The organism is Streptomyces sp. NPDC090741, assembly GCF_044769045.1.
Taxonomy (GTDB): Bacteria; Actinomycetota; Actinomycetes; order Streptomycetales; family Streptomycetaceae; genus Streptomyces.
The window spans coordinates 308,289-331,694 of sequence record NZ_JBIVXF010000001.1 but is presented as its reverse complement, the minus strand read 5'-3'; the positions used below and the strand labels follow the sequence as shown (position 1 = coordinate 331,694).

The window sequence follows — 23,406 nt, the reverse complement described above, 5'->3', positions numbered from 1 at the left end:
CACAGAGCGAATCACTGCCGCACCCCCACCGTAGTCCCGCAGGGTCGCCGTATGTCCCTCACCGTCAACGAGGCCGCCGGCGGATACCGGTCCGTCTTCCGGGTCCGGGAGTTCCGGCCCGTGTTCGCCGCGCACCTGCTGTCCGTCCTCGGCGTCGTAGTCGCCGAGATCGCCCTCACCGTCCTGGTGTTCCGCGCCACCGGCTCGCCCCTGATGAGCGCGCTCACGTTCGCCCTCGGCTTCCTCCCGTACGCCCTCGGCGGGACCCTCCTCGCCGGGATCGCCGACCGCCGGCCCGCCCGCCGGGTCCTCGTCGGCTGCGACCTCGTCTGCGCCGCCTGCGCGGCGGCCATGGTCCTGCCCGGCACCCCCGTCGCCGGGCTGCTCGTCCTGCGCTGCGCCATGGCCTTCGTCGCCCCCCTCTTCCAGGGCACCCGCAACGCCTCCCTCGCCGACATCCTCGGCCCCGGCGACGCCTACGTCCTCGGCCGCTCCCTGATGCGCATGGTGGCCCAGAGCGCCCAGCTCATCGGCTTCGGCCTCGGCGGTCTGCTGCTCACCGTCCTGGCCCCGCGCGCGGCCATCGCGCTGACCGCCGCCGGATTCCTGTGCTCGGCCCTGCTGCTGCGCTTCGGCACGGCGGCGCGGCCGGCCCGGGCCGCCGCCGGGCGCACCTCCCCGCTCGCCGGGCTGCGCGCCGTCCTCGGCGAGCGCCGCCTGCGCGCCCTGACCCTGCTGTTCTGGCTGCCGCCCGTCTTCGTCATCGCCCCCGAGGCGCTGCTCGTCCCGTACGCCGACGGCATCGGCGCCGGCACCGCCGCCCTGGGAGTGATGATGTGCGCCCTGCCCGTCGGCACCATCGCGGGTGAACTGTGGGCCGGCTCGGTGCTCGGCCCGCGGGCCCGCTCCCGGCTCGTGGCCCCGCTCGCGGCCGCCGGCCTGCTGCCGCTGCTCGTGTACGCCTTCCGGCCCGGGGTGATGGCCGTACTGGCCGCCCTGCTGCTGGCCGGCCTGGCGCACGCGTACACCCTCGGCCTCGACCAGTGGTACGTCGACGCCGTCCCGGACGCGCTGCGCGGCCGGGCGATGACCCTGCTGAGCACCGGGCTGATGACCCTCCAGGGCGTCGGCATGGCGCTGGCCGGGCTGGCCGCCGAGTTCCTGCCGGTGCACGTGGTCGTCGCGGGCGCGGCCGTACTCGGCACGGCGGTGGTGCTGCTCCTCCTCGCCGAGCTGCGGGCCGCGGGCCGCGGGCCGTCGGGACGGCCGACCGAAGAATGAGACGGGGCCCGCCGCCAAATGACCGCCCGGTAGGGTCGGGTGCGTGTCCAAGCCGCTCAGCCTCCCCTTCGACCCCATCGCCCGCGCCGACGAGCTCTGGCAGCGGCGCTGGGGACCGGTGCCCTCGATGGCCGCCATCACCTCGATCATGCGCGCGCACCAGATCCTGCTCGGCGAGGTCGACGCGGTGGTCAAGCCGTACGGGCTGACCTTCGCGCGGTACGAGGCGCTGGTGCTGCTCACCTTCTCCAAGGCCGGCGAACTGCCGATGTCGAAGATCGGCGAGCGGCTGATGGTCCATCCGACGTCGGTGACGAACACCGTGGACCGGCTGGTGCGGTCCGGGCTCGTGGCCAAGCGGCCGAACCCGAACGACGGCCGCGGCACGCTCGCGTCCATCACGGACAAGGGCCGCGAGGTCGTCGAGGCGGCGACGGAGGACCTGATGGCGGTCGACTTCGGGCTCCGCGCGTACGACGCCGAGGAATGCCAGGAGATCTTCGCGCTCCTGCGCCCGCTGCGGGTCGCCGCAGCGGACTTCGAGGAGCAGTAGGAGTGGTGGAGGAGCGGCGGACCGCGGTCGCCGGGCCCCCGTCAAGATCGAGCAAATCGGACGGTTAGGCTCATCGGCATGAAGAAGAGCGTGCTGACCCGCTACCGGGTCATGGCCTATCTGACCGCGGTCATGCTGTTGATCCTCTGCACCTGCATGGTTTTCAAGTACGGCTTCGACACCGGCGCCGACCTGACCCTCGCGGTCTCGCAGGTGCACGGCGTGCTGTTCATGATCTACCTGGTGTTCGCCTTCGACCTGGGCTCCAAGGCCAGGTGGCCGTTCCCGAAGCTGCTCTGGGTGCTGGTCTCCGGCACGATCCCGCTGGCCGCCTTCTTCGTCGAGCGCAAGGTCCGCGCCGAGATCGAGCCGCTGGTCGTCGACGCGATGGCGACCGCCGACGCCTAGAGGCGTCCTGGAGCGGCGCTCGTACGCGGGCACCCCGGGGATACTCCCCGGGGTTTCCCATCGACATTTACTAGGACGTCCTAGTAAATTCATGGGTATGGACGCTGACGCCATCGAGGAGGGCCGCCGCCGCTGGCAGGCCCGCTATGACAAGGCCCGCAAGCGCGAGGCCGATTTCACCACGCTCTCCGGGGATGACGTCGATCCCGTCTACGGGCCCCGGCCCGGTGACGCCTACGAGGGATTCGAGCGCATCGGCTGGCCGGGGGAGTACCCGTACACCCGAGGCCTGCACGCCACCGGATACCGGGGCCGGACCTGGACCATCCGCCAGTTCGCCGGGTTCGGCAACGCCGAGCAGACCAACGAGCGCTACAAGATGATCCTGGCCGCCGGCGGCGGCGGGCTCTCCGTGGCCTTCGACATGCCGACCCTCATGGGGCGCGACTCCGACGACCCCCGCGCGCTCGGCGAGGTCGGCCACTGCGGGGTCGCCATAGACTCCGCCGCCGACATGGAGGTCCTGTTCCAGGACATCCCGCTGGGCGACGTGACCACCTCGATGACGATCTCGGGCCCGGCCGTACCCGCCTTCTGCATGTACCTGGTCGCCGCCGAACGGCAGGGCGTGGACCCGGCCGTGCTCAACGGCACGCTCCAGACCGACATCTTCAAGGAGTACATCGCCCAGAAGGAGTGGCTCTTCGAACCCGAGCCGCACCTGCGCCTCATCGGCGACCTCATGGAGTACTGCGCGAAGGGCATCCCGGCCTACAAGCCGCTGTCCGTCTCCGGCTACCACATCCGCGAGGCCGGGGCGACGGCCGCGCAGGAGCTCGCGTACACCCTCGCCGACGGCTTCGGGTACGTGGAGCTGGGCCTGTCCCGAGGTCTGGACGTGGACCACTTCGCGTCCGGCCTCTCCTTCTTCTTCGACGCGCACCTCGACTTCTTCGAGGAGATCGCCAAGTTCCGCGCCGCCCGCCGGATCTGGGCGCGCTGGATGAAGGAGGTGTACGGGGCGCAGAACGAGAAGTCGATGTGGCTGCGCTTCCACACCCAGACGGCCGGCGTCTCGCTGACCGCGCAGCAGCCGTACAACAACGTCGTGCGCACCGCCGTCGAGGCCCTCGCGGCCGTCCTCGGCGGCACCAACTCGCTGCACACCAACGCCCTCGACGAGACCCTCGCGCTGCCGAGCGAGCAGGCGGCCGAGATCGCCCTGCGCACGCAGCAGGTGCTGATGGAGGAGACCGGGGTGGCCAACGTGGCCGACCCGCTGGGCGGTTCCTGGTACGTGGAGCAGCTCACCGACCGCATCGAGGCCGACGCCGAGAAGATCTTCGACCAGATCAAGGAGCGCGGCCTGCGCGCCCACCCGGACGGGCAGCACCCGATCGGGCCGATCACCTCGGGCATCCTGCGCGGCATCGAGGACGGCTGGTTCACCGGGGAGATCGCCGAGTCGGCGTTCCAGTACCAGCGCTCGCTGGAGAAGGGCGACAAGCGGGTCGTCGGCGTCAACGTGCACCACGGGTCGGTGACCGGGGACCTGGAGATCCTGCGCGTCAGCCACGAGGTGGAGCGCGTACAGGTGGAGCACCTGGCGGCGCGCAAGGCGCGGCGCGACGACGCGAAGGTGAAGTCCTCGCTGGACGCGATGCTGGCCGCCGCCCGCGACGGGTCGAACATGATCCCGGCGATGCTGGACGCGGTGCGCGCCGAGGCCACGCTCGGGGAGATCTGCAACGTGCTGCGCGACGAGTGGGGCACGTACACGGAGCCGCCGGGCTTCTGATCCCCGCTTGAGCGGTGGAAGGCCGGTCGTGGGCGCCCCTCTTGGGGTGCGCCGCGACCGGCCTTCGCCGTGTCGGGCGCGAGGGGGGGCGGGCGCTGAGGGGTGTCAGGCGTGGGCCGGGCCCCGGAGGCCGTGCATCAGGAGGGCGGTGAAGGTGGACACCCAGAGCTCGTCCACCGGCTCCGAGCTGACCAGCGCCCGGTGCACCACCGTGCCGGCGATCACGTCGAAGATCAGGTCCGTGGTGCGGCCGGCGAGGGTCTCGTCCTCCTCGTACGGGAGTTCGCCGCGGGCCTGGGCCCGTTCGCGACCCAGTACGACGAGACGTTTCTGCCGGTCCACGATCGCCGACCGGATCCGGTCGCGCAGGGCCTCGTCCCGGGTGGACTCGGCGACGACCGCCATCAGGGCCGTACGGGCCTCCGGCCGCCGCAGCAGCGCCGCGAACTGGAGGACCACGTCCTCTATATCGGCTTCGAGGGAGCCCCGGTCGGGGAGTTCGAGGGAGTCGAAGAGCTCCGCGACGGCGTCCACGACCAGCTCGTTCTTGCCGGCCCAGCGGCGGTAGAGGGTGGTCTTGGCGACCCCGGCCCGGGTCGAGACGTCGCCCATCGTCAGCTTCGACCAGCCCAGCTCGACCAGCGCGTCCCGCGTCGCGGCGAGGATCGCGGCGTCCGCGGCGGCGCTGCGTGGGCGGCCGGTGCGTCCGGTCGGGGAGCTGGGGTTACGCATGGCCGAGACCATACCCGCCGGTAGCCAAGGCGGCGGGTCCCGAAATGCTGTGCTTCAGATCACGGGGCGCGAAAGGGCTCGGGGAGTTACGCTACGGCTCGTAGCGTAAGAGCGACGACCACGCGAAGAGCTACCGGCGTCAGGTGGGGACCCGGCGCCAACACCGCACCACCGAGGGTACTCAAGAAGGCATTTCGGCCGATCTTTTTCGTCGGCGCGCGCACACGGGGGAGGATGTACGCATGCAGCCCAGAAACATGTCCATGAGCGGCGTCGTCGACCTCGCCGCTGTGAAGGCGGCCGGCGAGGCCAAGGCGAAGGCCGAGCAGGCCCGTGCCGAAGCGGCCCGGCAGACCGCCCAGGGCGGCGCGCCCGCCTCCGCGGGTGCCGTGCCGCCGTCCGCGCTCGTGATCGACGTCGACGAGGCCGGCTTCGAACGCGACGTCCTCCAGCTCTCCGCCGAGGTCCCGGTCGTCCTGGACTTCTGGGCCGAGTGGTGCGAGCCGTGCAAGCAGCTCAGCCCGCTGCTGGAGCGCCTGACCGTCGAGGCGAACGGCCGCCTCCTGCTGGCCAAGGTGGACGTCGACTCCAACCAGATGCTGATGCAGCAGTTCGGCATCCAGGGCATCCCGGCCGTGTTCGCCGTCGTCGCGGGCCAGGTGCTGCCGCTGTTCCAGGGCGTGGCGCCCGAGCAGGAGATCCGCGCGACCCTCGCGCAGCTGGTCCAGGTCGCCGAGGAGCGGTTCGGGATCATCGGCATCGAGGTGGACCCGAACGCCGAGGGCGGCCCCGCGGGCGCCCTGGCCGCCGGTGAGGACGAGACCCCGGCGGGCCCGTACGACGCGCTGCTGGAAGCGGCCGTCGTCGCGCTGGACGCCGGTGACCTGGGCGGCGCGGTGCAGGCGTACAGGAACGTACTGGCGGACGACCCGACGAACACCGAGGCCGGGCTGGGCCTGGCCCAGGCCGAGCTGCTCGCCCGGGTCAAGGACATGAACCCGCAGGCGGTGCGCGCGGCGGCGGCCGAGGACCCGAAGAACCCGGCGGCCCAGATCGCCGCGGCGGACCTGGACCTGGCCGGCGGTCACGTGGAGGACGCTTTCGGGCGCCTCGTGGACACGGTCCGGGTGACGGCCGGCGCGGACCGGGACGCGGTACGGGTCCGGCTGCTGGAGCTGTTCGAGGTCATCGGGGCGGACGACCCCCGGGTGGCGGCGGCCCGTACGGCGCTCGCGCGGGTGCTGTTCTAGCCGCCGACGATTTATTGACAGATAGAGAAACAGCGGCTGCGCTTTACCAAAACTTGGTAATCGCAGCTGCTGTTACTCGCAGTAAGTGGAACCCCGTGAACTGTCCGGTGTGTTCGTAAATCCACCACTGTGTCGTGGCCCTTGGTGACACCCAGCGTCGTCACCCGATGGCACCGGGTCGATCCCCGGTTATCTTGCCGTTACCCGCCAGTAACGAACCCCCTTGTGTCCCGGCCTGGAATGGACCACGATCGGCGACGCTCGGTCCTTCCCGCAGACCCGCTCATCCGGAGCCGCGGCGTAGGGTCCCCACCGGGCCGGCCGGTGCCAGGGGCGCCGGCTGCTGGACAGGGGGGTCTTCGCCGCACCGGCGGAGCCTGTCCTCCTGGTTGCGCGAACGCGTGACCCAGTGGTTGTCGCTCGGGGGTGAACGCCGGTGTATCGGACGCGGCTGTGCCGCGGCTCGGCCGCCTGCGCTCCTTCCCGAGGACGTAGCACTTCTCCCATCCCAGGACGGGTACGGCCCGGACCGGAGATGTACGTCCGAGAAGGAGGAACGAATAATGAGTTCTCAGGTTCGTGGCGGGACCAGATGGAAGCGCTTCGCGCTCGTCATGGTGCCGAGCATCGCGGCCACCGCCGCGGTCGGTGTGGGTCTGGCGCAGGGTGCCCTCGCGGCTTCCTTCAGCGTCTCCGGCCAGGACTTCAAGGTCTCGGCCGACAAGCTCGACGGTGACGACCTGCTCCAGTACGGCAGCGTCGCCAAGGGCAAGGGGCTCGACGGCAAGGACGCGGCGCACCCGGTCACCATCTCCGGGTTCCGCCATGCCGAGATCACCAACATGTGCCAGTCGCTGGTGACCCCGATTCCCGGCATCGGCAACATCACGATGCAGCTGCGCACGGGCAACAAGGGCAAGCCTGCGGTCGCGGACAACATCTACCTGGATGTTGCGGAGCTCGACACCGACGCCACGTTCACCGACCTGGACATCGGTGTCGCGGTCGGTGCCGCGACCGACGACAAGCACCCCACCGCGCCGCAGGCCGGCACGGTGGCGAACGGCGCCCTGTTCTCGCAGCGCGCCAAGAAGGCCGTGCTGACGAACGTGCGTCAGAAGGCCTGGGCGACGACGGCGGGCACCTTCACGCTGCCCGACCTCAAGCTGCGCCTGCTCGGCGGCGACCAGCCGTGCTACCAGGACGAGAAGTAGCCCGTCCCGGGGTGTGACCGGTAGAGGCGGGTGGCGGCCGTGGCCGCCGCCCGTCCCACCGGGCTCCCCCAGTTCTCCGTACCACCGTTTCCAGGGAGCTGTTGTCCATGAACCCCCAGGCCCCGGTTCGCGCCGCAGACGACGCATGGCTCACCGCGGTGTACCACCGCTTCCACGCCTGGAGTGGCGGCCGGCCCTTCTGGGCGGGCCTCTTCACTCTCATCGGGGGCGTTCCCATCGCGTACTTCCCGTACGCGGACCTCCGGCTGGGCAACGTCACCATCGCCATGGCGACGACCGCGGGCGCGGGTTCGCTGATCATCGGCATCCTGCTCATCACCCTCGGCCTGGCCCTCTGGTTCCAGCAGGGCATCCGGGTCTTCGCCGGAGTGGCGGCGATCCTGCTCGCCCTGGTCTCCCTGCCGGTGTCCAACCTGGGCGGCTTCTTCCTCGGCTTCCTGTTCGCCCTGGTCGGCGGAGCCCTCTCGCTGTCATGGGCGCCGGGCAAGCCGGAGGGCGTGCAGGGCGACGCGGCGGCGGCCAAGGCGGAGACGTACGGGGGCGGCCCCCTGGGAGTGCCCGGCCCCCGTGACACGGAAACGGCTTACGCGACCGAGACGACTGCCCACGCCGATGGCGGGAGGAACAGTGCGGGGTGACAAGACGCAGCGGGACGTGGCCCCGAGCGCAGAGTCCCGTGAACGAAGGGGTCCGCGGCACGCCGCGCCCCGGAAGTCGCTGCTGAACAAGATCCAGATACCCGTCGGCAAGACGATGGCGCTGGCGGCCATGCCGACCGCGGTCTTCGTCGGGATGGGCATGGCGCCGAAGCTGGCGCTCGCCGACGAGGAGATTCCCTTCGCGCCCGGTCCGTGTGTGACGCGGTCCGACGAACCCGCGGAGTCGGCCTCTCCGAGCCCGTCGACGTCGACGTCGCCCTCGCCGAGTTCGTCGCCCTCCGCGACCCCCTCGCCGGGTGCCTCGAAGGCCGCGAAGACCCCGAAGGCGCCGGAGCCGTCCGCCAGCAAGTCGGCGGATGCCACCACCCAGTCCAAGCAGACGGCCCCCTCGGCCCCGGCCGCGACGCCGTCCCCGTCCAAGACGCCGAACCCGCTGGACCCCCTGGGCATCGGCGACAAGGTCAAGGGCATCGTCGACGGCATCACCACCCCGATCCTGGGCGCGCACCCGTCGGCCACCCCGACCCCGACGCCCACGCCCACGCCGACCAAGCCCGCCACGACGACGCCGCCGACGACGAAGCCCGCCCCGGCGCCGGACCCGGCCGCGGACGCGATCCGCGACGCCGCGAAGCAGGCCGGTGTCGACGTCAAGGAGCTGTCCGAGGACGTCAAGGACACCGCGAAGACGCCGAAGGACGAGACGGGCAAGGCGGCCGGCGAGGACAAGTCCAAGACCGAGGAGACGAAGGACGCGGACGGGAAGCAGCCCTTCCCCTGCCCGACGTACGACGCCAAGGCGCTGGCCGACGCCGAACTGGAGCCGGGGATCCCGCTCCTGCCGGACGAGCCCTGGTACCTCGACAGCTCGCTGCTGACTCTCTACGGCCTGGATTACCACGGCATAGTCGAGGTGAAAACGGCGGGCGGCAAGACGAAGAAGGTCCTGAAGTTCACGGCGGACTCGCTGGACATCAAGGACCTCTACCAGACGGTCGGCAAGAGCGGGAACGTCGCCCACCTGAAGTCCCGCCCGGGCTCCACCTCCAAGATCCGCGGCGGCACGGTGACGATGTACACCGAGAGCCTCAAGGGGAACCTCTTCGGTCTGATCCCGATCGAGTTCACCCCGAACAGCCCGCCGCCCCTGAACGTCCCGTTCGCGTTCTTCTCGAACGTCAAGGTCGTCCAGGCCGGCCAGTTCGGCGGCACCCTCACGGTCCCGGGCCTGCACAACTACGTCGGCCCGCCGGAGTAGTCCCGTACGGCACACCGCGCCGCGCGGAACAACGCACCGAGGGCGGCACCCCGGTCCCTGTGAGGGGTCCGGGGTGCCGCCCTCGGTCTCTGTGCGGCAGAGGTGCGGTAGGCGTCAGGCCTGGGGCTGGCCGCCCAGGTGGTGGACGCGGACCATGTTGGTCGTGCCCGGGACTCCGGGGGGCGAGCCGGCGGTGATGACCATCGTGTCGCCGGCGTTGTGGCGGCCCAGCTTCAGCAGTTCGCCGTCCACCAGGTCGACCATCGCGTCCGTGGTGTCCACGTGCGGGACGACGTACGACTCGACGCCCCAGCTCAGCGTGAGCTGGTTGCGGGTGTTGACGTCGGTGGTGAAGGCCAGGATCGGCTGCGTGGCGCGGTAGCGCGACAGGCGGCGGGCCGTGTCACCGGACTGCGTGAAGGCGATGAGCGCCTTGCCGTCGAGGAAGTCCGCGATCTCGCAGGCCGCGCGGGCGACGGAGCCGCCCTGCGTACGGGGCTTCTTGCCCGGGACCAGCGGCTGCAGGCCCTTGGACAGCAGCTCCTCCTCGGCCGCCGAGACGATCTTCGACATCGTCTTGACGGTCTCGATCGGGTAAGCGCCGACCGAGGACTCGGCCGACAGCATGACCGCGTCCGCGCCGTCGAGGATCGCGTTGGCGACGTCGGACGCCTCCGCGCGGGTCGGGCGGGAGTTGGTGATCATCGACTCCATCATCTGGGTCGCGACGATCACCGGCTTGGCGTTGCGGCGGCACATCTCGATGAGCCGCTTCTGGACCATCGGGACCTTTTCGAGCGGGTACTCGACGGCCAGGTCGCCGCGGGCCACCATGACCGCGTCGAAGGCGTCGACCACGGCCGCCATGTTCTCGACGGCCTGCGGCTTCTCGACCTTGGCGATGACGGGGACCCGGCGGCCCTCCTCGTCCATGACCTTGTGGACGTCCTTGACGTCGTCGGCGTCGCGGACGAAGGACAGGGCGACCATGTCGCAGCCCATCCGCAGGGCGAAGCGGAGGTCGTCGACGTCCTTCTCCGACAGCGCGGGGACGTTCACGGCGGTACCCGGCAGGTTGATGCCCTTGTGGTCCGAGATGACACCGCCCTCGATGACGATGGTCCTGACCCGCGGGCCCTCGACCTCGGTCACCCGCAGCTCGACGTTGCCGTCGTTGATCAGGATCTGGTCGCCCTTGGTGACGTCGCCCGGCAGGCCCTTGTAGGTGGTGCCGCAGATGGACTTGTCGCCCGGGACGTCCTCGGTGGTGATGGTGAACTCGTCACCGCGCACCAGCTCGACGGGGCCCTCGGCGAAGGTCTCCAGACGGATCTTGGGACCCTGGAGGTCGGCGAGGACGCCGACCGCGCGCCCGGTGTCCTCGGAGACCTTCCGGACGCGGTCGTACCGCTCCTGGTGTTCTGCCTGGGATCCGTGGCTGAAGTTGAATCGGGCCACGTTCATACCTGCCTCGATGAGCGCTTTCAGCTGCTCATACGAGTCGACGGCGGGGCCCAGCGTGCAGACGATTTTGGAACGGCGCATGGAGCGGATCCTATCCGTTTGTTTCGTAGCGGAATATTCCGTCTGGTGGAAAGTCCAAGTGACTACTGAGTAACCAGCGCGTACGCCTGGGTGGCGATCTCCAGTTCCTCATCCGTCGGGACCACGGCCACCGCCACCCGCGCGTAGTGCGGCGACACCAGCCGCGGCTCGGAAGAGCGCACGGCATTGGCCTCCAGGTCCAGCGCGAGCCCCAGCTCCGCGAGGCCGTCGACGGCAGCTTCCCGGACCTGGTGCGCGTTCTCGCCGACCCCCGCCGTGAACGCCACCGCGTCCACCCGGCCGAGCACCGCCGAGTAGGCGCCGATGTACTTCTTCAGGCGATGGACGTACGCCGCGAAGGCGAGCCGCGCCGACTCGTCGCCCTCGCCCGCCCGCCGCAGCACCTCGCGCATGTCGTTGTCGCCGCACAGGCCCAGCAGACCGCTCTTCTTGTTCAGGAGCGAATCGATCTCATCCACCGAGAAGCCGCCCACCCGCGCCAGGTGGAAGACGACCGCAGGATCCAGGTCGCCCGAACGGGTGCCCATGACCAGTCCCTCCAGCGGGGTCAGGCCCATCGACGTCTCCACGCACACCCCGCCCCGGACCGCCGAGGCCGAGGCCCCGTTGCCCAGGTGCAGCACGATCACGTTCACGTCCTCCACCGGCCGGCCGAGCAGGGCGGCCGTCGCCCGCGAGACGTACGCGTGGGAGGTGCCGTGGAACCCGTACCGCCGGATGGCGTACTTCTCCGCCGTCACGGCGTCGATCGCGTACCGGGCCGCGTACTCCGGCATCGTCGAGTGGAAGGCCGTGTCGAAGACCGCCACCTGCGGGATGTCCGCGCGCAGCGAGCGCGCCACCTCGATGCCGGTCACGTTCGCCGGGTTGTGCAGCGGGGCGAGGGGGATCAGGCTCCGGATCTCCGCCAGCACCTCGTCGTCGATCACCGTCGGCTGCGTGAACCGGGTCCCGCCGTGCACCACCCGGTGCCCGACGGCCGCCAGTTCGGGGGAGTCCAGACCCAGCCCGTCGGCGGCGAGCTCCGCCGCGACGGCCTGGAGCGCGGCCTCGTGGTCCGCGATCGCGCCGAGCCGCTCGCGCTTGCCGCCGCCCGCGCCCGGACCGGTGAGCGGCTCGTGCACGAGGCGCGAGGCCTGCTCCCCGATCCGTTCCACCAGGCCGACGGCGAGGCGGGCGGAGTCCGCCATGTCGAGCAGCTGGTACTTCACCGACGAGGAGCCGGAGTTGAGGACGAGTACGCGCGATGCGGTGGTCACGATGGGCGTCTTTCCTTCGGAGTGGGGGGCGGGGCGGTACGGGGGTCAGGCGGTGGGCGCCTGCGCGGGCTGTGCGCCCTGCGCCTGGATCGCGGTGATCGCCACGGTGGTGACGATGTCCTGCACCAGCGCGCCGCGCGAGAGGTCGTTGACCGGCTTGCGCAGACCCTGGAGCACGGGGCCGACCGCGACGGCGCCCGCCGAGCGCTGCACGGCCTTGTACGTGTTGTTGCCCGTGTTGAGGTCCGGGAAGATCAGCACGCTCGCGCGGCCGGCCACCTCCGATCCGGGCAGCTTGGTCGCGGCGACCGAGGGCTCGACGGCGGCGTCGTACTGGATCGGGCCCTCGATCAGCAGGTCGGGGCGGTGCGCGCGGACGATCTCGGTGGCCTTGCGGACCTTGTCCACGTCGGCGCCGCTGCCCGAGGTGCCGGTCGAGTACGAGAGCATCGCGATCCGAGGCTCGACCCCGAAGGCGGCCGCGGTCGCCGCCGACTGGACGGCGATGTCGGCGAGCTGCTCGGCGCCCGGGTCCGGGTTGACCGCGCAGTCCCCGTAGACGAGGACCCGGTCGGCCAGGCACATGAAGAAGACCGAGGAGACGATCGAGGCGTCGGGCTTCGTCTTGATGATCTCGAAGGCGGGCCGGATGGTCGCGGCGGTGGAGTGCACCGAGCCGGAGACCATACCGTCGGCGAAGCCCTCCTGGACCATCAGGGTGCCGAAGTAGTTCACGTCGGTGACCACGTCGAGGGCCAGCTCGACGGTCATGCCCTTGTGGGCGCGGGCCTGCGCGTAGTACTCGGCGAAACGTTCCCGCAGCGGGGAGGCCGCCGGATCGATGAGCTGCGCGGCGGAGATGTCGATGCCCAGGTCGGCGGCCTTCTTCAGGATCGCCTGCTCCTCGCCCAGCAGGGTCAGGTCGCAGACCCCGCGGCGCAGCACCACGTCCGCGGCGCGCAGCACGCGCTCCTCGGTGCCCTCGGGGAGCACCACGCGGCGGCGCTCGGCGCGGGCCCGCTCCAGCAGCTCGTGCTCGAACATCATCGGCGTGACGCGCTCGGAGCGGGCCACCGACAGCAGCCCGCGCAGCTCGGCGGTGTCCACGTGCCGCTCGAACAGGCCGAGGGCGGTCTCCAGCTTGCGCGGGGTCGCGGAGTTCAACCGGCTCTGCAGCGAGAACAGTTCGGCGGCCGTCGGGAAGCTGTTGCCGGCCACCGAGACCACCGGGGTGCCCGGCGCCAGCTTCGAGGCCAGGGTCAGGATGTCCGGACCCGGACGCTCGTTCAGGGTCAGCAGCACGCCGGCGATCGGCGGGGTGCCCGAGGCGTGCGCGGCCAGCGCCCCGATGACCAGGTCGGCACGGTCCCCGGGGGTGACGACCAGGCAGCCGGGCGTCAGGGCGTTCAGGAAGTTCGGCAGCATGGCTCCGCCGAAGACGAAGTCCACGGCGTCGCGGGCCAGCCCGGCGTCGTCGCCGAGGAGCACCTCGGCGCCGAGCGCCCGGGTGATCTGGGCGACGGTCGGGGCGGAGAGCGACTTGTCGTCCGGCAGCACGTAGCAGGGCACGGGCAGGCGGGCGGCCAGCCGCTCGGCTATACCGTCCCGGTCCTCGGCGGCCACCCGGTTGACCATCATCGCGACGACGTGGCAGCCGAGGCTCTCGTACGCGCGGAAGGCACTCTGGGCCTCGGCGCGCACGGCCTCGGCGGGGTGCTTGGTGCCGCCGACGACGGGCACGACGACGGCCCCCAGTTCGTTGGCGAGGCGGGCGTTGAGCGCCAGCTCGTCGGGGAGGTTCGTATCGGCGTAGTCGGTGCCGAGGACGAGCATGACCTCGTAGTCGCGGGCCACCCGGTGGTAGCCGTCCACCAGCCGGGACACGAGCTCGTCGGTGCCCTTCTCGGCCAGGATGGCGGAGGCCTCGTGGTACTCCATGCCGTAGGCCGTCGCGGCGTCCTGGTCGATCCGGTAGCGGGCCTTCAGGAGGTCGAAGAGCCGGTCCGGTGCGTCGTGGAGCAACGGCCGGTAGACGCCTACCCGTGCCGTCTGGCGGGTCAGCAGCTCCATGATCCCCAGCTCGACGACCTGGCGGCCGTCCCCCCGCTCGATACCGGTCACGTACACGCTGCGCGTCACGCGTGGTCTCCGTCCCATCGTGTGGATGTCGTGGATGTAGTGGATGTGGTGGTTTTTTCCCCGTTAGGGTGGGCCTGACCTCTTGACAATACCTCGGCGGACAGATAGGGCGCCCGCCGGGAAAGGCCTGGTCGCAGGGGTCGAAAGGCCTGGTGGGCGGAGCAGCGCACAACGCGCCGCACCCCCGGCCCGTGGAACAATCGGACAGGCTTCACCATGACGAACACGACGCCCTTCAGATGTACGGCTGTCCGCCCGCACGCGTACGGCCCGGTACGACCAGGAGCAGGAGACACAGCACGATGCGTATCGGAGTTCTCACCGCAGGCGGCGACTGCCCGGGCCTGAACGCTGTCATCCGTTCGGTCGTACACCGCGCCGTGGTCGGCCACGGTGACGAAGTCATCGGCTTCGAGGACGGCTTCAAGGGTCTCCTGGACGGCCACCACCGCCCCCTCGACATCAACGCCGTCAGCGGCATTCTGGCCCGCGGCGGCACGATTCTCGGTTCGGCCCGCATGGAGCGCGCGCGGCTGCACGAAGCCGCCGAGAACGCCCAGGAATTGGCGACGCGCTACGGCATCGACGCCCTCATCCCGATCGGCGGCGAGGGCACCCTGACCGCCGCCCGGATGCTCTCGGACGCAGGGATGCCGGTCGTCGGCGTGCCGAAGACCATCGACAACGACATCTCCTCCACCGACCGCACCTTCGGCTTCGACACCGCCGTCATGGTTGCCACCGAGGCCATCGACCGCCTCAAGACCACCGCCGAATCGCACCAGCGCGTGATGGTCGTCGAGGTCATGGGCCGGCACGCGGGCTGGATCGCCCTGGAGTCCGGCATGGCCGGCGGCGCCCACGGGATCTGCCTGCCCGAGCGCCCCTTCGAGGTGGACGCCCTGGTGAAGATGGTGGAGGAACGATTCTCCCGCGGGAAGAAGTTCGCCGTCATCTGCGTCGCCGAGGGCGCGCACCCGGCCGAGGCCTCCATGCCGTACGAGAAGGGCGCCATCGACCAGTACGGCCACGAGCGCTTCGCCGGCATCGGCAACCGCCTGGCCGTCGAGCTGGAGCACCGCCTCGGCAAGGAGGCCCGCCCGGTCATCCTCGGCCACGTCCAGCGCGGCGGCGTCCCCACCGCCTACGACCGCGTCCTCGCCACCCGCTTCGGCTGGCACGCGGTGGAGGCCGTCCACCGCGGCGACTTCGGCAACATGACAGCCCTGCGCGGCACCGACATCGTGATGGCCCCCCTGGCCCAAGCGGTCACCGAACTGAAGACGGTCCCGGACGACCGCATGTACGAGGCCGAATCGGTCTTCTGACCCACCCGCCCGCAGGCCCTGCGCCCCACCCGCCCCGGGCCCTCCGCCTCTGATCGCGCAGGCCCGAAACCCCTGCCGCCGCTGCGGCATTCAGCCCCGGAGATCCGTTCTCCGGGGCTTTCTCCCACGCTCATACCCGACGGCTATGATTCCCGGCTTGGGGGTTGGGGTGGGTGGCCGAAGCGCGTGGACGGATCCAGCCGTCGTGTCCGGCCCCGTCATCCGCTCCCCCTGCTCGATGGAAGGTGCCCGTCTCCCGTGGCCACCCGCTCTGCCGTTCCGACAAGCAAGCCCGTCGACATCCGGCCGCTGCACCCGGCCGAAGGCCGGGCCGGCGGCGGGAGGCGATGGCCCGTCCTCGGCGCAGCCGTGGCCCTGTCCTGGGCCCTGCCGCTCCTGCTCCACACGCTCGCCCTGGACGTGGTGCTCGTCCCCGTCCTGGTGCTGGCGATCGCCTCCCTGATCCGCGTGGGCGGAGGGCTCCTCGACCGCCTGGTGGTCGCGTCCTTCCTCCTCTGCGGCGCGGTGATGGCCTTCGGCCTGCTCTTCTCCGTCTGGCCATGGGGCCTGGCCCCCGTCCCCGGGACCGGCCTCCTGCTGACCGTGCTGTCCGTCACCGGCTGGCTCGCCGGCCGCAGGCCCCGCATACCGCTGCGCCTGCGCGGCTCGGACGCCCTGGTACTCGCCACCGTGGCCGTGGTCTGGCGCTACTTCCACCACCCCCTGGCCGGCAAGTCGGCGGCCGACCGGCTGGCCTACTTCGCCACCTCCGAGGACCGGCTCGGCCACTTCTCGTACTTCGACGGCATCCACCACGTGGGCGGCTACGCCTTCCTCCACCAGGAGGCGGCCAAGGCGTACATGATGACCCCGGCCGAAGCGGTCTACCCGCAGGGCACGCACTTCCTGATGGCCTGGACCGACGTACTGGTGAAGTCATCGACCGACGGCGGCTCAGGCCTCGACATGACGTACCGCTACCTCCTGTACGTCCTCGCCGCCTACGCGCTGCTCTGCGGCGCACTCGTCTGGGCCGCCCGCTGGATCGGCGGCCCGCGCCTGCGCGGCTGGCGCGCGGCGGCGGTCTGCGCGACCGTGGCGGCGGTGATGATGTCCGGCTCGATGGCGCAACTGGTCGCGTGGGGCTTCGACTCGGAGACCTTCGGACTGTTGTTCCTGGCCGTCGCGCTGGCGCTCCTCGTGCGGCCGGCGATGGGCCGAGCCGAGTTCGTCCTCGTCGGGATCGCCGCCCTGGTCTCCGTGACCTTCGTCTACAACCTCTACGGCGTCCTCGTCGGCATCGCCCTGGCCGCGGTCCTGGTCGTCCACCGGCGGCGATTCGCCCCGCACCGCCGACTCGTCGTCGGCGCACTGGCGGGCGGCGCCCTGATCGCCGCACTGCCAAGCGTCTTCTCCGTCCTGACCAAGCTGGACGTCGAGAAGACGTCCAACCTCGCCGGCCCGATGGTCATCCCCGACCGCCCGGTGTTCATCGGCTGCGGGCTGCTGGCCCTGGTGGCCGCGTCCCTGCCGGTGAACCGCAGGACGGGCACGGGGCAGACGGTCCTGGCCCTCGTCCTGGGCGCCACCGCGGTGATCGGTGTCTTCGGCGCCTGGCAGAAGCACACCATCGGCTACTACTCGTACTACTTCGAGAAGCTGACCGCCGCCGGCCTCGTGATCGCCTTGATCTCGCTGGGCCTGGTCGGCCTGATGCTCCAGCCCGCCGCACGCACGACGAGCTCCCCGCTGCGCCGGCGGGCCGACCTGCTGCTGCGCTCCGGTCTCGCGACGGCCGCAGCACTCGCGCTCTTCGGCAACGTCCAATGGGGAGTGCCGTCCGGATGGGGGCATCCCTCCGCCTGGTACGACAGCCAGATGATCAAGTGGGCCCGGGGCGAGCACGAGAACGGCATCGGCCCGGCGGCCAAAACGCTGGCCCGGCGCGACCTGAAGGGCGTCGACTCTCCCGTGATCGCCCTCTACGGCAACGACGCGTACCTGAACATGAGAGCGACGTTCCTCGCGCAGGTCCTCACCCATCGGGCAGGCGCGATGGTCGGGCTCTACGAGGTCTTCAACGTCAAGATCGGCGGCCCGGCCGCGGTCGACGAGAAGGAGTACCAGGCTTCGCTGGGCCGCCTGAAGGGCGCCATCGCCACCTGCCCCGAGCCGCCGACCGTCCTGGTGGGCGACCAGAAGACCGCCGACCGGATCGAGCGGGACCTCGCCGGCGCGGGCAGCGCCGCGACCGTGGTGTACGCACCGCTGAAGTGACGGCGCGTACGGGGGCTCCCGACGGCGGGTCCGGCGCCCCGGGCGGCCTACCGGGGCCCGGAGGCGTAGGACCAGAAGTGGGTCACTATGTCGGCCAGGAACTGGCGGCCCGCGTCGCCCGTGCCGGCCTCGCCCGAGGCGCCGCCCCAGCTCAGGGTGGCCACCATCTTCGACTGGTAGTCCTCGTGCAGCCGCTCCAGGACCGGCTCCAGGTGCTGCTTCGGCACCGGCAGCAGCTTGGTCAGCGGCTTGACGTACGCCTGCCAGCGGGTGGTCACCGCGTTGCGCAGGAGCTCGGCGAGCTCGTCCTGCTTGCCCGTCGCCGCCACGAACTGGGCCAGCGACAGCCCGAGCACCTGCGCCAGGGCCACGGACTGCCGTTCGTTGCCCTTCCAGCGCCCGGTGTCCTCCATCTTCTGGTACGCGGCCGTCTCCAGCCCGATCCGCCGGGCCAGCTCGTCCGCGGCCATGCCGCGGGCCATCCGGTGCTCCCGCAGGGTCACGGGCTCGGCGAGCAGTTCGCCGGGTGCGCACCAGAGGACACCGGCCAGCGCCGTGAGCTCGGCGGAACTCGGCGATATCTCACCGCGCTCCCAGGCCATCACGGTCTCGGGCTCGACGATCAGTCCGTACTGGGCGCGCAGGCCATAGGCGACATGACCGGGAGCCATGCCCAGGGCTGCGCGGAGGCGACGCGCGGCGGGGGCATTGAAGGGAGGGCTGGAGTGCACAGGGCACACCGTAGGAGTGCCCAAGGGGTGGCGACTACAGACCGTTCAAACAAGCCCAGAACTCGTAGGAACATCCTATGGAGTTCAACGTTGGGGGCGAGTTTTCCGGCGACCGTCCGGTAATCGGACCAGCACTAGATCCATTTCCCAGCGTACGGTTCCGGCCGACCGCGCGAAACCCCTGCGCACAATGTTCACCGATCTTCCGCACCCCCTCCTGAACCGGCCTCGCACCCCGTGCGTGATCCATGTCGGGGCCCTCGCATACGGGGGTGGCGAGGGCCCCACCCCTCACCCCGATCCGCTCCTTGCCTTGACGTCGGCGTCAAGCCTTACGGTCGGGGCATGCGAATCGGCGAACTGGCGGAGCGGGCCGGGACCAGCACGCGGACCCTGCGGTACTACGAGTCGCGCGGACTGCTGCCCGCGCGCCGCACCGGCAACGGCTACCGCACGTACGACGAGGAAGACCTGCGGCTGCTGCGCCAGATCCGCATGCTCCAGGACTTCGGCTTCGAGCTGGAGGAGACCCGCCCGTTCGTCGACTGCCTGCGCGCCGGCCATCCCGCCGGGGACTCCTGTCCCGCGTCCCTGGCCGTGTACCGGCGCAAGCTCGCCGAGCTCGACGGGCTGATCGGCCAGCTGGCCGACGTACGGGAGCAGGTCGCGCGGCAGCTCGCCGCCGCCGAGGACGCCGCCGGGCAGGCGGCGTCGCCGCGCTGTGAAATGACCGGACCATAAGAGAGGGCGAACGAGATGATTCACGCCGAGGGTGTCGCCGAGGTGACCGACCAGGACTTCGAGGCGGAGGTGCTCGCCGAGCGGGGGCGTCCCGTCCTCGTGGAGTTCACCGCCGACTGGTGCGGGCCGTGCCGGCAGCTCGCGCCGGTGCTGTCCGCCGTCGCCGCCGAGGAGGCCGACCGCCTCAAGGTCGTGCAGATCGACGCGGACAGCAACCCCGCCACCGTCGTCCGGTACGGGGTGCTGTCCATGCCGACCCTGCTCGTCTTCCGTGACGGCGAGCCCGTGAAGCAGATGGTCGGGGCCCGCGCCAAGCGCAAGCTCCTTCAGGAACTCGAAGACGTCACCGGCGCCACCCGCGCCACCGCCGTCACGGCCTGAGCCAGACCGTCGCCAGCGGCGGGAGTGTCATGCGCAGGCTCGCCGGGCGACCCTGCGCGGGCACGGGCTCGGGCCTCAGCGGCTGCAGATGGCGCACGCCGCTGCCGCCGTACTGCTCCAGGTCCGTGTTCAGGACCTCCCGCCACCACGGCACCTCCGCCGGGACGCCGATCCGGTAGCCGTGCCGCACCACCGGCGAGAAGTTCGACACGCACAGCAGCTGCGAACCGTCCTGCGCGTACCGCAGGAACGCGAAGACGTTGTCCTCCGCCGCGTCCGCGTCCACCCAGGCGAAGCCCTCCGCCGTGGAGTCCCGCTCCCACAGCGCGGGCGCCGCCGTGTACGTGCGGTTCAGGTCGCGCACGAGGTCACGTACGCCCCGGTGGTCGGCGGCCGCCGCGTACGAGGAGTCCAGCAGCCACCAGTCCGGCCCGTACGTCTCCGACCACTCCGAACCCTGGGCGAACTCCTGCCCCATGAACAGCAGCTGCTTGCCCGGATGGGCCCACATGAAGCCCAGGTACGCCCGGTGCGCGGCCCGCTGCTGCCACCAGTCCCCGGGCATCTTCGACACCAGCGAGCCCTTGCCGTGCACCACCTCGTCGTGCGAGATCGGCAGCACGTAGTTCTCGCTGTACGCGTAGACCATCCCGAACGTCATGTCGTGGTGGTGGTACTTGCGGTGCACCGACTCCTTCGACGCGTAGCGCAGGGTGTCGTGCATCCAGCCCATGTTCCACTTCAGCCCGAAGCCGAGCCCGCCCGCATCCGTCGGCCGGGTCACGCCCTCCCACGCGGTGGACTCCTCCGCGATCGTCACCACGCCCGGACAGCGCCGGTACACCGTCGCGTTCATCTCCTGGAGCAGCGCCATCGCGTCCAGGTTCTCCCGCCCGCCGTGCTCGTTCGGCGTCCACTCGCCCTCGCCGCGCGAGTAGTCCAGGTAGAGCATCGAGGCGACGGCGTCCACCCGCAGCCCGTCCACGTGGAACTCCTGGCACCAGTACACGGCGTTCGCGACGAGGAAGTTGCGGACCTCCTTGCGGCCGTAGTCGAACTCCAGCGTCCCCCAGTCCGGGTGCGCGGCCCGCCTCGGGTCGTGGTGCTCGTACAGCGGCCGCCCGTCGAACTCCGCGAGCGCCCACTCGTCGCGCGGGAAGTGCGCGGGCACCCAGTCGACGATCACCCCGATCCCGGCCCGGTGCAGCGCGTCCACCAGCATCCGGAACTCGTCCGGTCCGCCCATCCGCGAGGTCGGCGCGTAGAACCCGGTCACCTGGTAGCCCCACGAGCCGCCGAAGGGGTGCTCGGCGACCGGCATCAGCTCCACGTGGGTGAAGCCCAGCTCCTTGACGTACGGGGGGAGCTGCTCGGCCAGCTGCCGGTACGAGAGCCCCGGCCGCCAGGAGGCCAGGTGCAGTTCGTACACCGAGAACGGGGCCTCGTGCGCCGGGCGGGCCCCGCGCCGCGCCATCCACTCCGCGTCCTGCCACTCGTAGTGGGACGCGGTGACCACCGAGGCGTTGGCCGGCGGGACCTCCGCGGCGCGGGCCATCGGGTCGGCGCGCAGGGTGTGGCTGCCGTCCGGCCGCGTGATGTCGTACTTGTAGAGCGCGCCCTCGCCCACCCCCGGCAGGAACAGCTCCCACACGCCGCTCGCGCCCAGCGAGCGCATCGGGTACGCGACCGAGTCCCAGTACGAGAAGTCCCCGGTGACCCGCACCCCCTGGGCGTTCGGCGCCCACACCGTGAACCGGGTGCCGGCCACGCCCTGGTGCTCCATCGGCCGGGCGCCCAGCGCCGTCCACAGCTCCTCGTGCCGGCCCTCACCGATCAGGTGCAGGTCCAGCTCGCCGAGCGCGGGCAGGAACCGGTAGGGGTCGTGCACCTCGATCTCGTCGTCGCCGTACGCGACCAGCAGCCGGTAGTCCGGCACTCCGGTCAGCGGCAGCAGCCCCGAGAACAGCCCGTCGCCGTCGTCGTGGAGCTCGGCCCGCAGTCCCTTCGCGATGATCGTGACCGCCTTGGCGTACGGGCGCAGCACGCGGAAGACCACCCCGTCCCGCCGGGTCCGGGCGCCCAGCACCCCGTGGGGGTCGTGGTGGCGGCCCTCCAGCAGCCGGGCCCGTTCCGCGGCGCCGAGCGCGGGCGCCGGCCGGACCCCGTGCGCGGGAGCCCGCCGGGCGCGCGGTGCCTGGGCTCTGCGCGGCGCGGCCGCGGCCGGAGCCTGGGGCGGGGGCGGCGGGGTGGTGGAGGGTGACTGACGGGCGGGGCTCACGTGTGCGGCCTCCTAGGCGGCTGCGGGCGGGGGTGGGGGGAGAGGGAGGGGAAGCCTTCGGCGGGGGCGGGCCCGGCGCCCGGCTGCGCGCGGCCGAATCCCCGGTCCGCGCCGGCGGCCAGCCGCCGGATCGCGGCCATCGGCACGTGCAGCCAGTCGGGGCGGTGCCGGGACTCGTAGCGCGCCTCGTACACCGCCTTGTCGGTCTCGTACGCGCGCAGCAGTACGAGGTCCTCGCGCGGGTCGCGGCCGGTGGTCCGGGCATAGCCCTCGCAGAAGGCGGCCCGGCAGGCGTCCGCCCAGGCGGGGGCGAACGGGCGGTGGGAGCGGGCCGCGTAGTCGAACGAGCGCAGTATCCCGGCGATGTCGCGGACGGCGGGTTCGGGGCGGCGGCGGTCGGCCAGCGGCCGGGCCGGCTCGCCCTCGAAGTCGATCAGCGCCCAGCTGCCGTCGGCGGTGCGCAGGGTCTGGCCCAGGTGCAGGTCGCCGTGGATCCGCTGGGCGGGCACCCCGGCCCCGCGGGACACGGCCAGCGCGTCGAACGCCCCGCGCAGCCCCGCCTCGTACGGCCGCAGCGCGGGCACCTCGCGGGCGGTGGCCGCCAGCCGGGCCGTCATCCCGGAGGCGAGCCGGGCGGTCTGCTCCGGGCCCAGCGCGAGGGTGGGCAGCGCGGCGGCGAGCGCGCTGTGCACCTCGGCGGTGGCCCGGCCCAGCGCGTGCGCCTCGGCGGTGAAGTCGGCCCCGGCGCGGAGCCGGCCCAGTGCGAGCTGCCAGCCGTCGTCGGAGCCGCGCAGATAGGGCTGGAGCACGCCCAGGGTCAACGGTTCTCCGCCGGGCAGCGCGGCCTCGTACCAGGCGACCGGCGCGGGGACGCGCGCACACCCGGCGGCCGCCAGCGCTCTCGGCAGCTCCAGGTCGGGATTGACCCCGGGGCCGACCCGGCGGAACACCTTCAGGATGTACGAATCCCCGTAGATCAGCGAGGAGTTGGTCTGCTCCCCGGACAGCGGCCGGGGGGTGAGCGCCGCCGGGATCAGTGCCATCGGGTCGCGGTCGAAGCGCAGCGGGCCGAGGGTGCCGGGGGCGCGCAACCGTTCCAGCAGCAGCGCCGCCAGCCGCGGATCGCCCAGCCCCTCGTACACGCACTGGCCGGCGTACGGGCCCTGCTCGGCGCGCCCGATCAGCGCGGGCGCCAGGGCGGGCGGAAGTGCGGGGCGGACGCCGAGCAGCAGCTGGTAGCAGTCGCCGTCGACGTCCAGGAGCAGGTGGACGAGCCGGGGGGAGGAGCCCGGCGGCAGCAGGTCGGCCGCCGAGATCATCCGGAGCCGGCCGATGCGCCGGCCCTTGCCGGCGAACCAGCGCTGGAGCGGCAGCCAGTCCCGGAGCATCGGCTCCAGCGGACTGAGTCCGGTCGTGCTCGTCGTCCCGGCGGATGCAGCCTCCGACATGGCGTCGCGTCCTTTCCCCGGGCCGTCACAGAATGCGGAGAGTGTCCCGGATCGCGTCAGTTGCTTCTCCGGTGGTGTACGAGT

19 protein-coding genes are annotated in these 23,406 nt (G+C 71.5%); 12 read left to right on the top strand and 7 right to left on the bottom strand.

Annotated elements, in window-relative coordinates; genetic code table 11:
* The first annotated feature begins 51 nt into the window (after window positions 1-51).
* From ACIQU4_RS01460 to ACIQU4_RS01445, 4 genes are all read left to right on the top strand, one after another.
* The gene (locus ACIQU4_RS01460) at window positions 52-1,281 is read left to right on the top strand and encodes an MFS transporter (protein WP_403724377.1); all 1,230 of its coding nucleotides are present in this window, start codon (window positions 52-54) and stop codon (window positions 1,279-1,281) included.
* A 43-nt stretch (window positions 1,282-1,324) separates the two neighbouring features.
* Entirely contained in the window at window positions 1,325-1,834 is a 510-nt protein-coding gene (locus tag ACIQU4_RS01455) for a MarR family winged helix-turn-helix transcriptional regulator (protein ID WP_403724374.1), read from the top strand.
* Window positions 1,835-1,912: 78 nt separating this feature from the next.
* Window positions 1,913-2,242, top strand: a complete 330-nt coding sequence (locus ACIQU4_RS01450; RefSeq protein WP_385584404.1) for a DUF3817 domain-containing protein — start codon at window positions 1,913-1,915, stop codon at window positions 2,240-2,242.
* Window positions 2,243-2,339: 97 nt separating this feature from the next.
* Window positions 2,340-4,040: a methylmalonyl-CoA mutase gene (locus ACIQU4_RS01445; RefSeq protein ID WP_403724371.1), complete on the top strand. Its 1,701-nt coding sequence runs from the start codon at window positions 2,340-2,342 to the stop codon at window positions 4,038-4,040.
* Window positions 4,041-4,145: 105 nt separating this feature from the next.
* Here ACIQU4_RS01445 and ACIQU4_RS01440 read toward each other — a convergent pair whose 3' ends face one another.
* The gene (locus ACIQU4_RS01440; RefSeq protein ID WP_403724368.1) at window positions 4,146-4,772 is read right to left on the bottom strand and encodes a TetR/AcrR family transcriptional regulator; all 627 of its coding nucleotides are present in this window, start codon (window positions 4,770-4,772) and stop codon (window positions 4,146-4,148) included.
* 242 nt (window positions 4,773-5,014) lie between these two features.
* On the opposite strand from ACIQU4_RS01440, the gene ACIQU4_RS01435 reads away from it, so the two are divergent.
* The 4 genes from ACIQU4_RS01435 (at window position 5,015) to ACIQU4_RS01420 (ending at window position 9,174) form a co-directional block, all read left to right on the top strand.
* Window positions 5,015-6,022: a tetratricopeptide repeat protein gene (locus ACIQU4_RS01435; RefSeq protein WP_403724366.1), complete on the top strand. Its 1,008-nt coding sequence runs from the start codon at window positions 5,015-5,017 to the stop codon at window positions 6,020-6,022.
* A gap of 563 nt (window positions 6,023-6,585) precedes the next feature.
* On the top strand, window positions 6,586-7,236 hold the full coding sequence (locus ACIQU4_RS01430; protein ID WP_403724363.1) for a DUF6230 family protein: 651 nt from the start codon (window positions 6,586-6,588) through the stop codon (window positions 7,234-7,236).
* A 107-nt stretch (window positions 7,237-7,343) separates the two neighbouring features.
* A complete protein-coding gene (locus tag ACIQU4_RS01425; protein ID WP_403724360.1) occupies window positions 7,344-7,895 on the top strand; it encodes a DUF6114 domain-containing protein in 552 nt (183 codons plus the stop codon).
* Window positions 7,885-9,174 (top strand): hypothetical protein, encoded by a 1,290-nt coding sequence (locus tag ACIQU4_RS01420; protein WP_403724357.1) that lies wholly within the window; start codon window positions 7,885-7,887, stop codon window positions 9,172-9,174. The genes ACIQU4_RS01425 and ACIQU4_RS01420 overlap by 11 nt, the downstream gene beginning before the upstream one ends.
* 114 nt (window positions 9,175-9,288) lie before the next feature.
* On the opposite strand, the gene pyk is transcribed toward ACIQU4_RS01420, so the two are convergent.
* From pyk to pta, 3 genes are all read right to left on the bottom strand, one after another.
* Window positions 9,289-10,719: a pyruvate kinase gene (gene pyk, locus ACIQU4_RS01415; RefSeq protein ID WP_403724354.1), complete on the bottom strand. Its 1,431-nt coding sequence runs from the start codon at window positions 10,717-10,719 to the stop codon at window positions 9,289-9,291.
* Between the two features lie 62 nt (window positions 10,720-10,781).
* Window positions 10,782-11,999, bottom strand: coding sequence for an acetate kinase (locus ACIQU4_RS01410; RefSeq protein WP_403724353.1), 1,218 nt, complete (start codon window positions 11,997-11,999; stop codon window positions 10,782-10,784).
* A 45-nt stretch (window positions 12,000-12,044) separates the two neighbouring features.
* Complete coding sequence (pta, locus tag ACIQU4_RS01405) at window positions 12,045-14,138, bottom strand: phosphate acetyltransferase (RefSeq protein ID WP_403724350.1); 2,094 nt, start codon at window positions 14,136-14,138, stop codon at window positions 12,045-12,047.
* 302 nt (window positions 14,139-14,440) lie between these two features.
* On the opposite strand from pta, the gene ACIQU4_RS01400 reads away from it, so the two are divergent.
* Together ACIQU4_RS01400 and ACIQU4_RS01395 are read left to right on the top strand one after the other, a co-directional pair.
* Window positions 14,441-15,466 carry an ATP-dependent 6-phosphofructokinase gene (locus ACIQU4_RS01400; RefSeq protein WP_403724348.1) on the top strand — a complete coding sequence of 342 codons (1,026 nt, stop codon included), beginning with the start codon at window positions 14,441-14,443 and terminating at the stop codon, window positions 15,464-15,466.
* A 258-nt stretch (window positions 15,467-15,724) separates the two neighbouring features.
* On the top strand, window positions 15,725-17,743 hold the full coding sequence (locus tag ACIQU4_RS01395; protein ID WP_403724345.1) for a hypothetical protein: 2,019 nt from the start codon (window positions 15,725-15,727) through the stop codon (window positions 17,741-17,743).
* Between the two features lie 47 nt (window positions 17,744-17,790).
* Here ACIQU4_RS01395 and ACIQU4_RS01390 read toward each other — a convergent pair whose 3' ends face one another.
* A complete protein-coding gene (locus ACIQU4_RS01390; protein WP_403724343.1) occupies window positions 17,791-18,483 on the bottom strand; it encodes a helix-turn-helix domain-containing protein in 693 nt (230 codons plus the stop codon).
* 336 nt (window positions 18,484-18,819) lie between these two features.
* Between ACIQU4_RS01390 and ACIQU4_RS01385 the strand changes: the two genes are divergently transcribed.
* Together ACIQU4_RS01385 and trxA are read left to right on the top strand one after the other, a co-directional pair.
* A complete protein-coding gene (locus tag ACIQU4_RS01385) occupies window positions 18,820-19,215 on the top strand; it encodes a MerR family transcriptional regulator (protein ID WP_403724341.1) in 396 nt (131 codons plus the stop codon).
* A 15-nt stretch (window positions 19,216-19,230) separates the two neighbouring features.
* Complete coding sequence (gene trxA, locus ACIQU4_RS01380; protein WP_403724339.1) at window positions 19,231-19,596, top strand: thioredoxin; 366 nt, start codon at window positions 19,231-19,233, stop codon at window positions 19,594-19,596.
* On the opposite strand, the gene glgB is transcribed toward trxA, so the two are convergent.
* Window positions 19,586-21,874 (bottom strand): 1,4-alpha-glucan branching enzyme, encoded by a 2,289-nt coding sequence (glgB, locus tag ACIQU4_RS01375; protein WP_403724337.1) that lies wholly within the window; start codon window positions 21,872-21,874, stop codon window positions 19,586-19,588. The genes trxA and glgB overlap by 11 nt on opposite strands.
* The gene (locus ACIQU4_RS01370) at window positions 21,871-23,322 is read right to left on the bottom strand and encodes a maltokinase (protein ID WP_403724335.1); all 1,452 of its coding nucleotides are present in this window, start codon (window positions 23,320-23,322) and stop codon (window positions 21,871-21,873) included. Before ACIQU4_RS01370 ends, glgB begins: the two co-directional genes overlap by 4 nt.
* Between the last annotated feature and the right edge of the window lie 84 nt (window positions 23,323-23,406).

Excerpts from the sequence above, each read along its gene's own strand:
- ACIQU4_RS01400 (WP_403724348.1), top strand. The coding sequence starts at position 14,441 with ATGCGTATCGGAGTTCTCACCGCAGGCGGCGACTGCCCGGGCCTGAAC.
- ACIQU4_RS01385 (WP_403724341.1), top strand. The coding sequence starts at position 18,820 with ATGCGAATCGGCGAACTGGCGGAGCGGGCCGGGACCAGCACGCGGACC.
- ACIQU4_RS01440 (WP_403724368.1), bottom strand. The coding sequence starts at position 4,772 with ATGCGTAACCCCAGCTCCCCGACCGGACGCACCGGCCGCCCACGCAGC.
- ACIQU4_RS01370 (WP_403724335.1), bottom strand. The coding sequence starts at position 23,322 with ATGTCGGAGGCTGCATCCGCCGGGACGACGAGCACGACCGGACTCAGT.
- pyk (WP_403724354.1), bottom strand. The coding sequence starts at position 10,719 with ATGCGCCGTTCCAAAATCGTCTGCACGCTGGGCCCCGCCGTCGACTCG.
- ACIQU4_RS01435 (WP_403724366.1), top strand. The coding sequence starts at position 5,015 with ATGCAGCCCAGAAACATGTCCATGAGCGGCGTCGTCGACCTCGCCGCT.
- ACIQU4_RS01425 (WP_403724360.1), top strand. The coding sequence starts at position 7,344 with ATGAACCCCCAGGCCCCGGTTCGCGCCGCAGACGACGCATGGCTCACC.
- ACIQU4_RS01450 (WP_385584404.1), top strand. The coding sequence starts at position 1,913 with ATGAAGAAGAGCGTGCTGACCCGCTACCGGGTCATGGCCTATCTGACC.
- ACIQU4_RS01460 (WP_403724377.1), top strand. The coding sequence starts at position 52 with ATGTCCCTCACCGTCAACGAGGCCGCCGGCGGATACCGGTCCGTCTTC.
- trxA (WP_403724339.1), top strand. The coding sequence starts at position 19,231 with ATGATTCACGCCGAGGGTGTCGCCGAGGTGACCGACCAGGACTTCGAG.
- ACIQU4_RS01445 (WP_403724371.1), top strand. The coding sequence starts at position 2,340 with ATGGACGCTGACGCCATCGAGGAGGGCCGCCGCCGCTGGCAGGCCCGC.
- ACIQU4_RS01430 (WP_403724363.1), top strand. The coding sequence starts at position 6,586 with ATGAGTTCTCAGGTTCGTGGCGGGACCAGATGGAAGCGCTTCGCGCTC.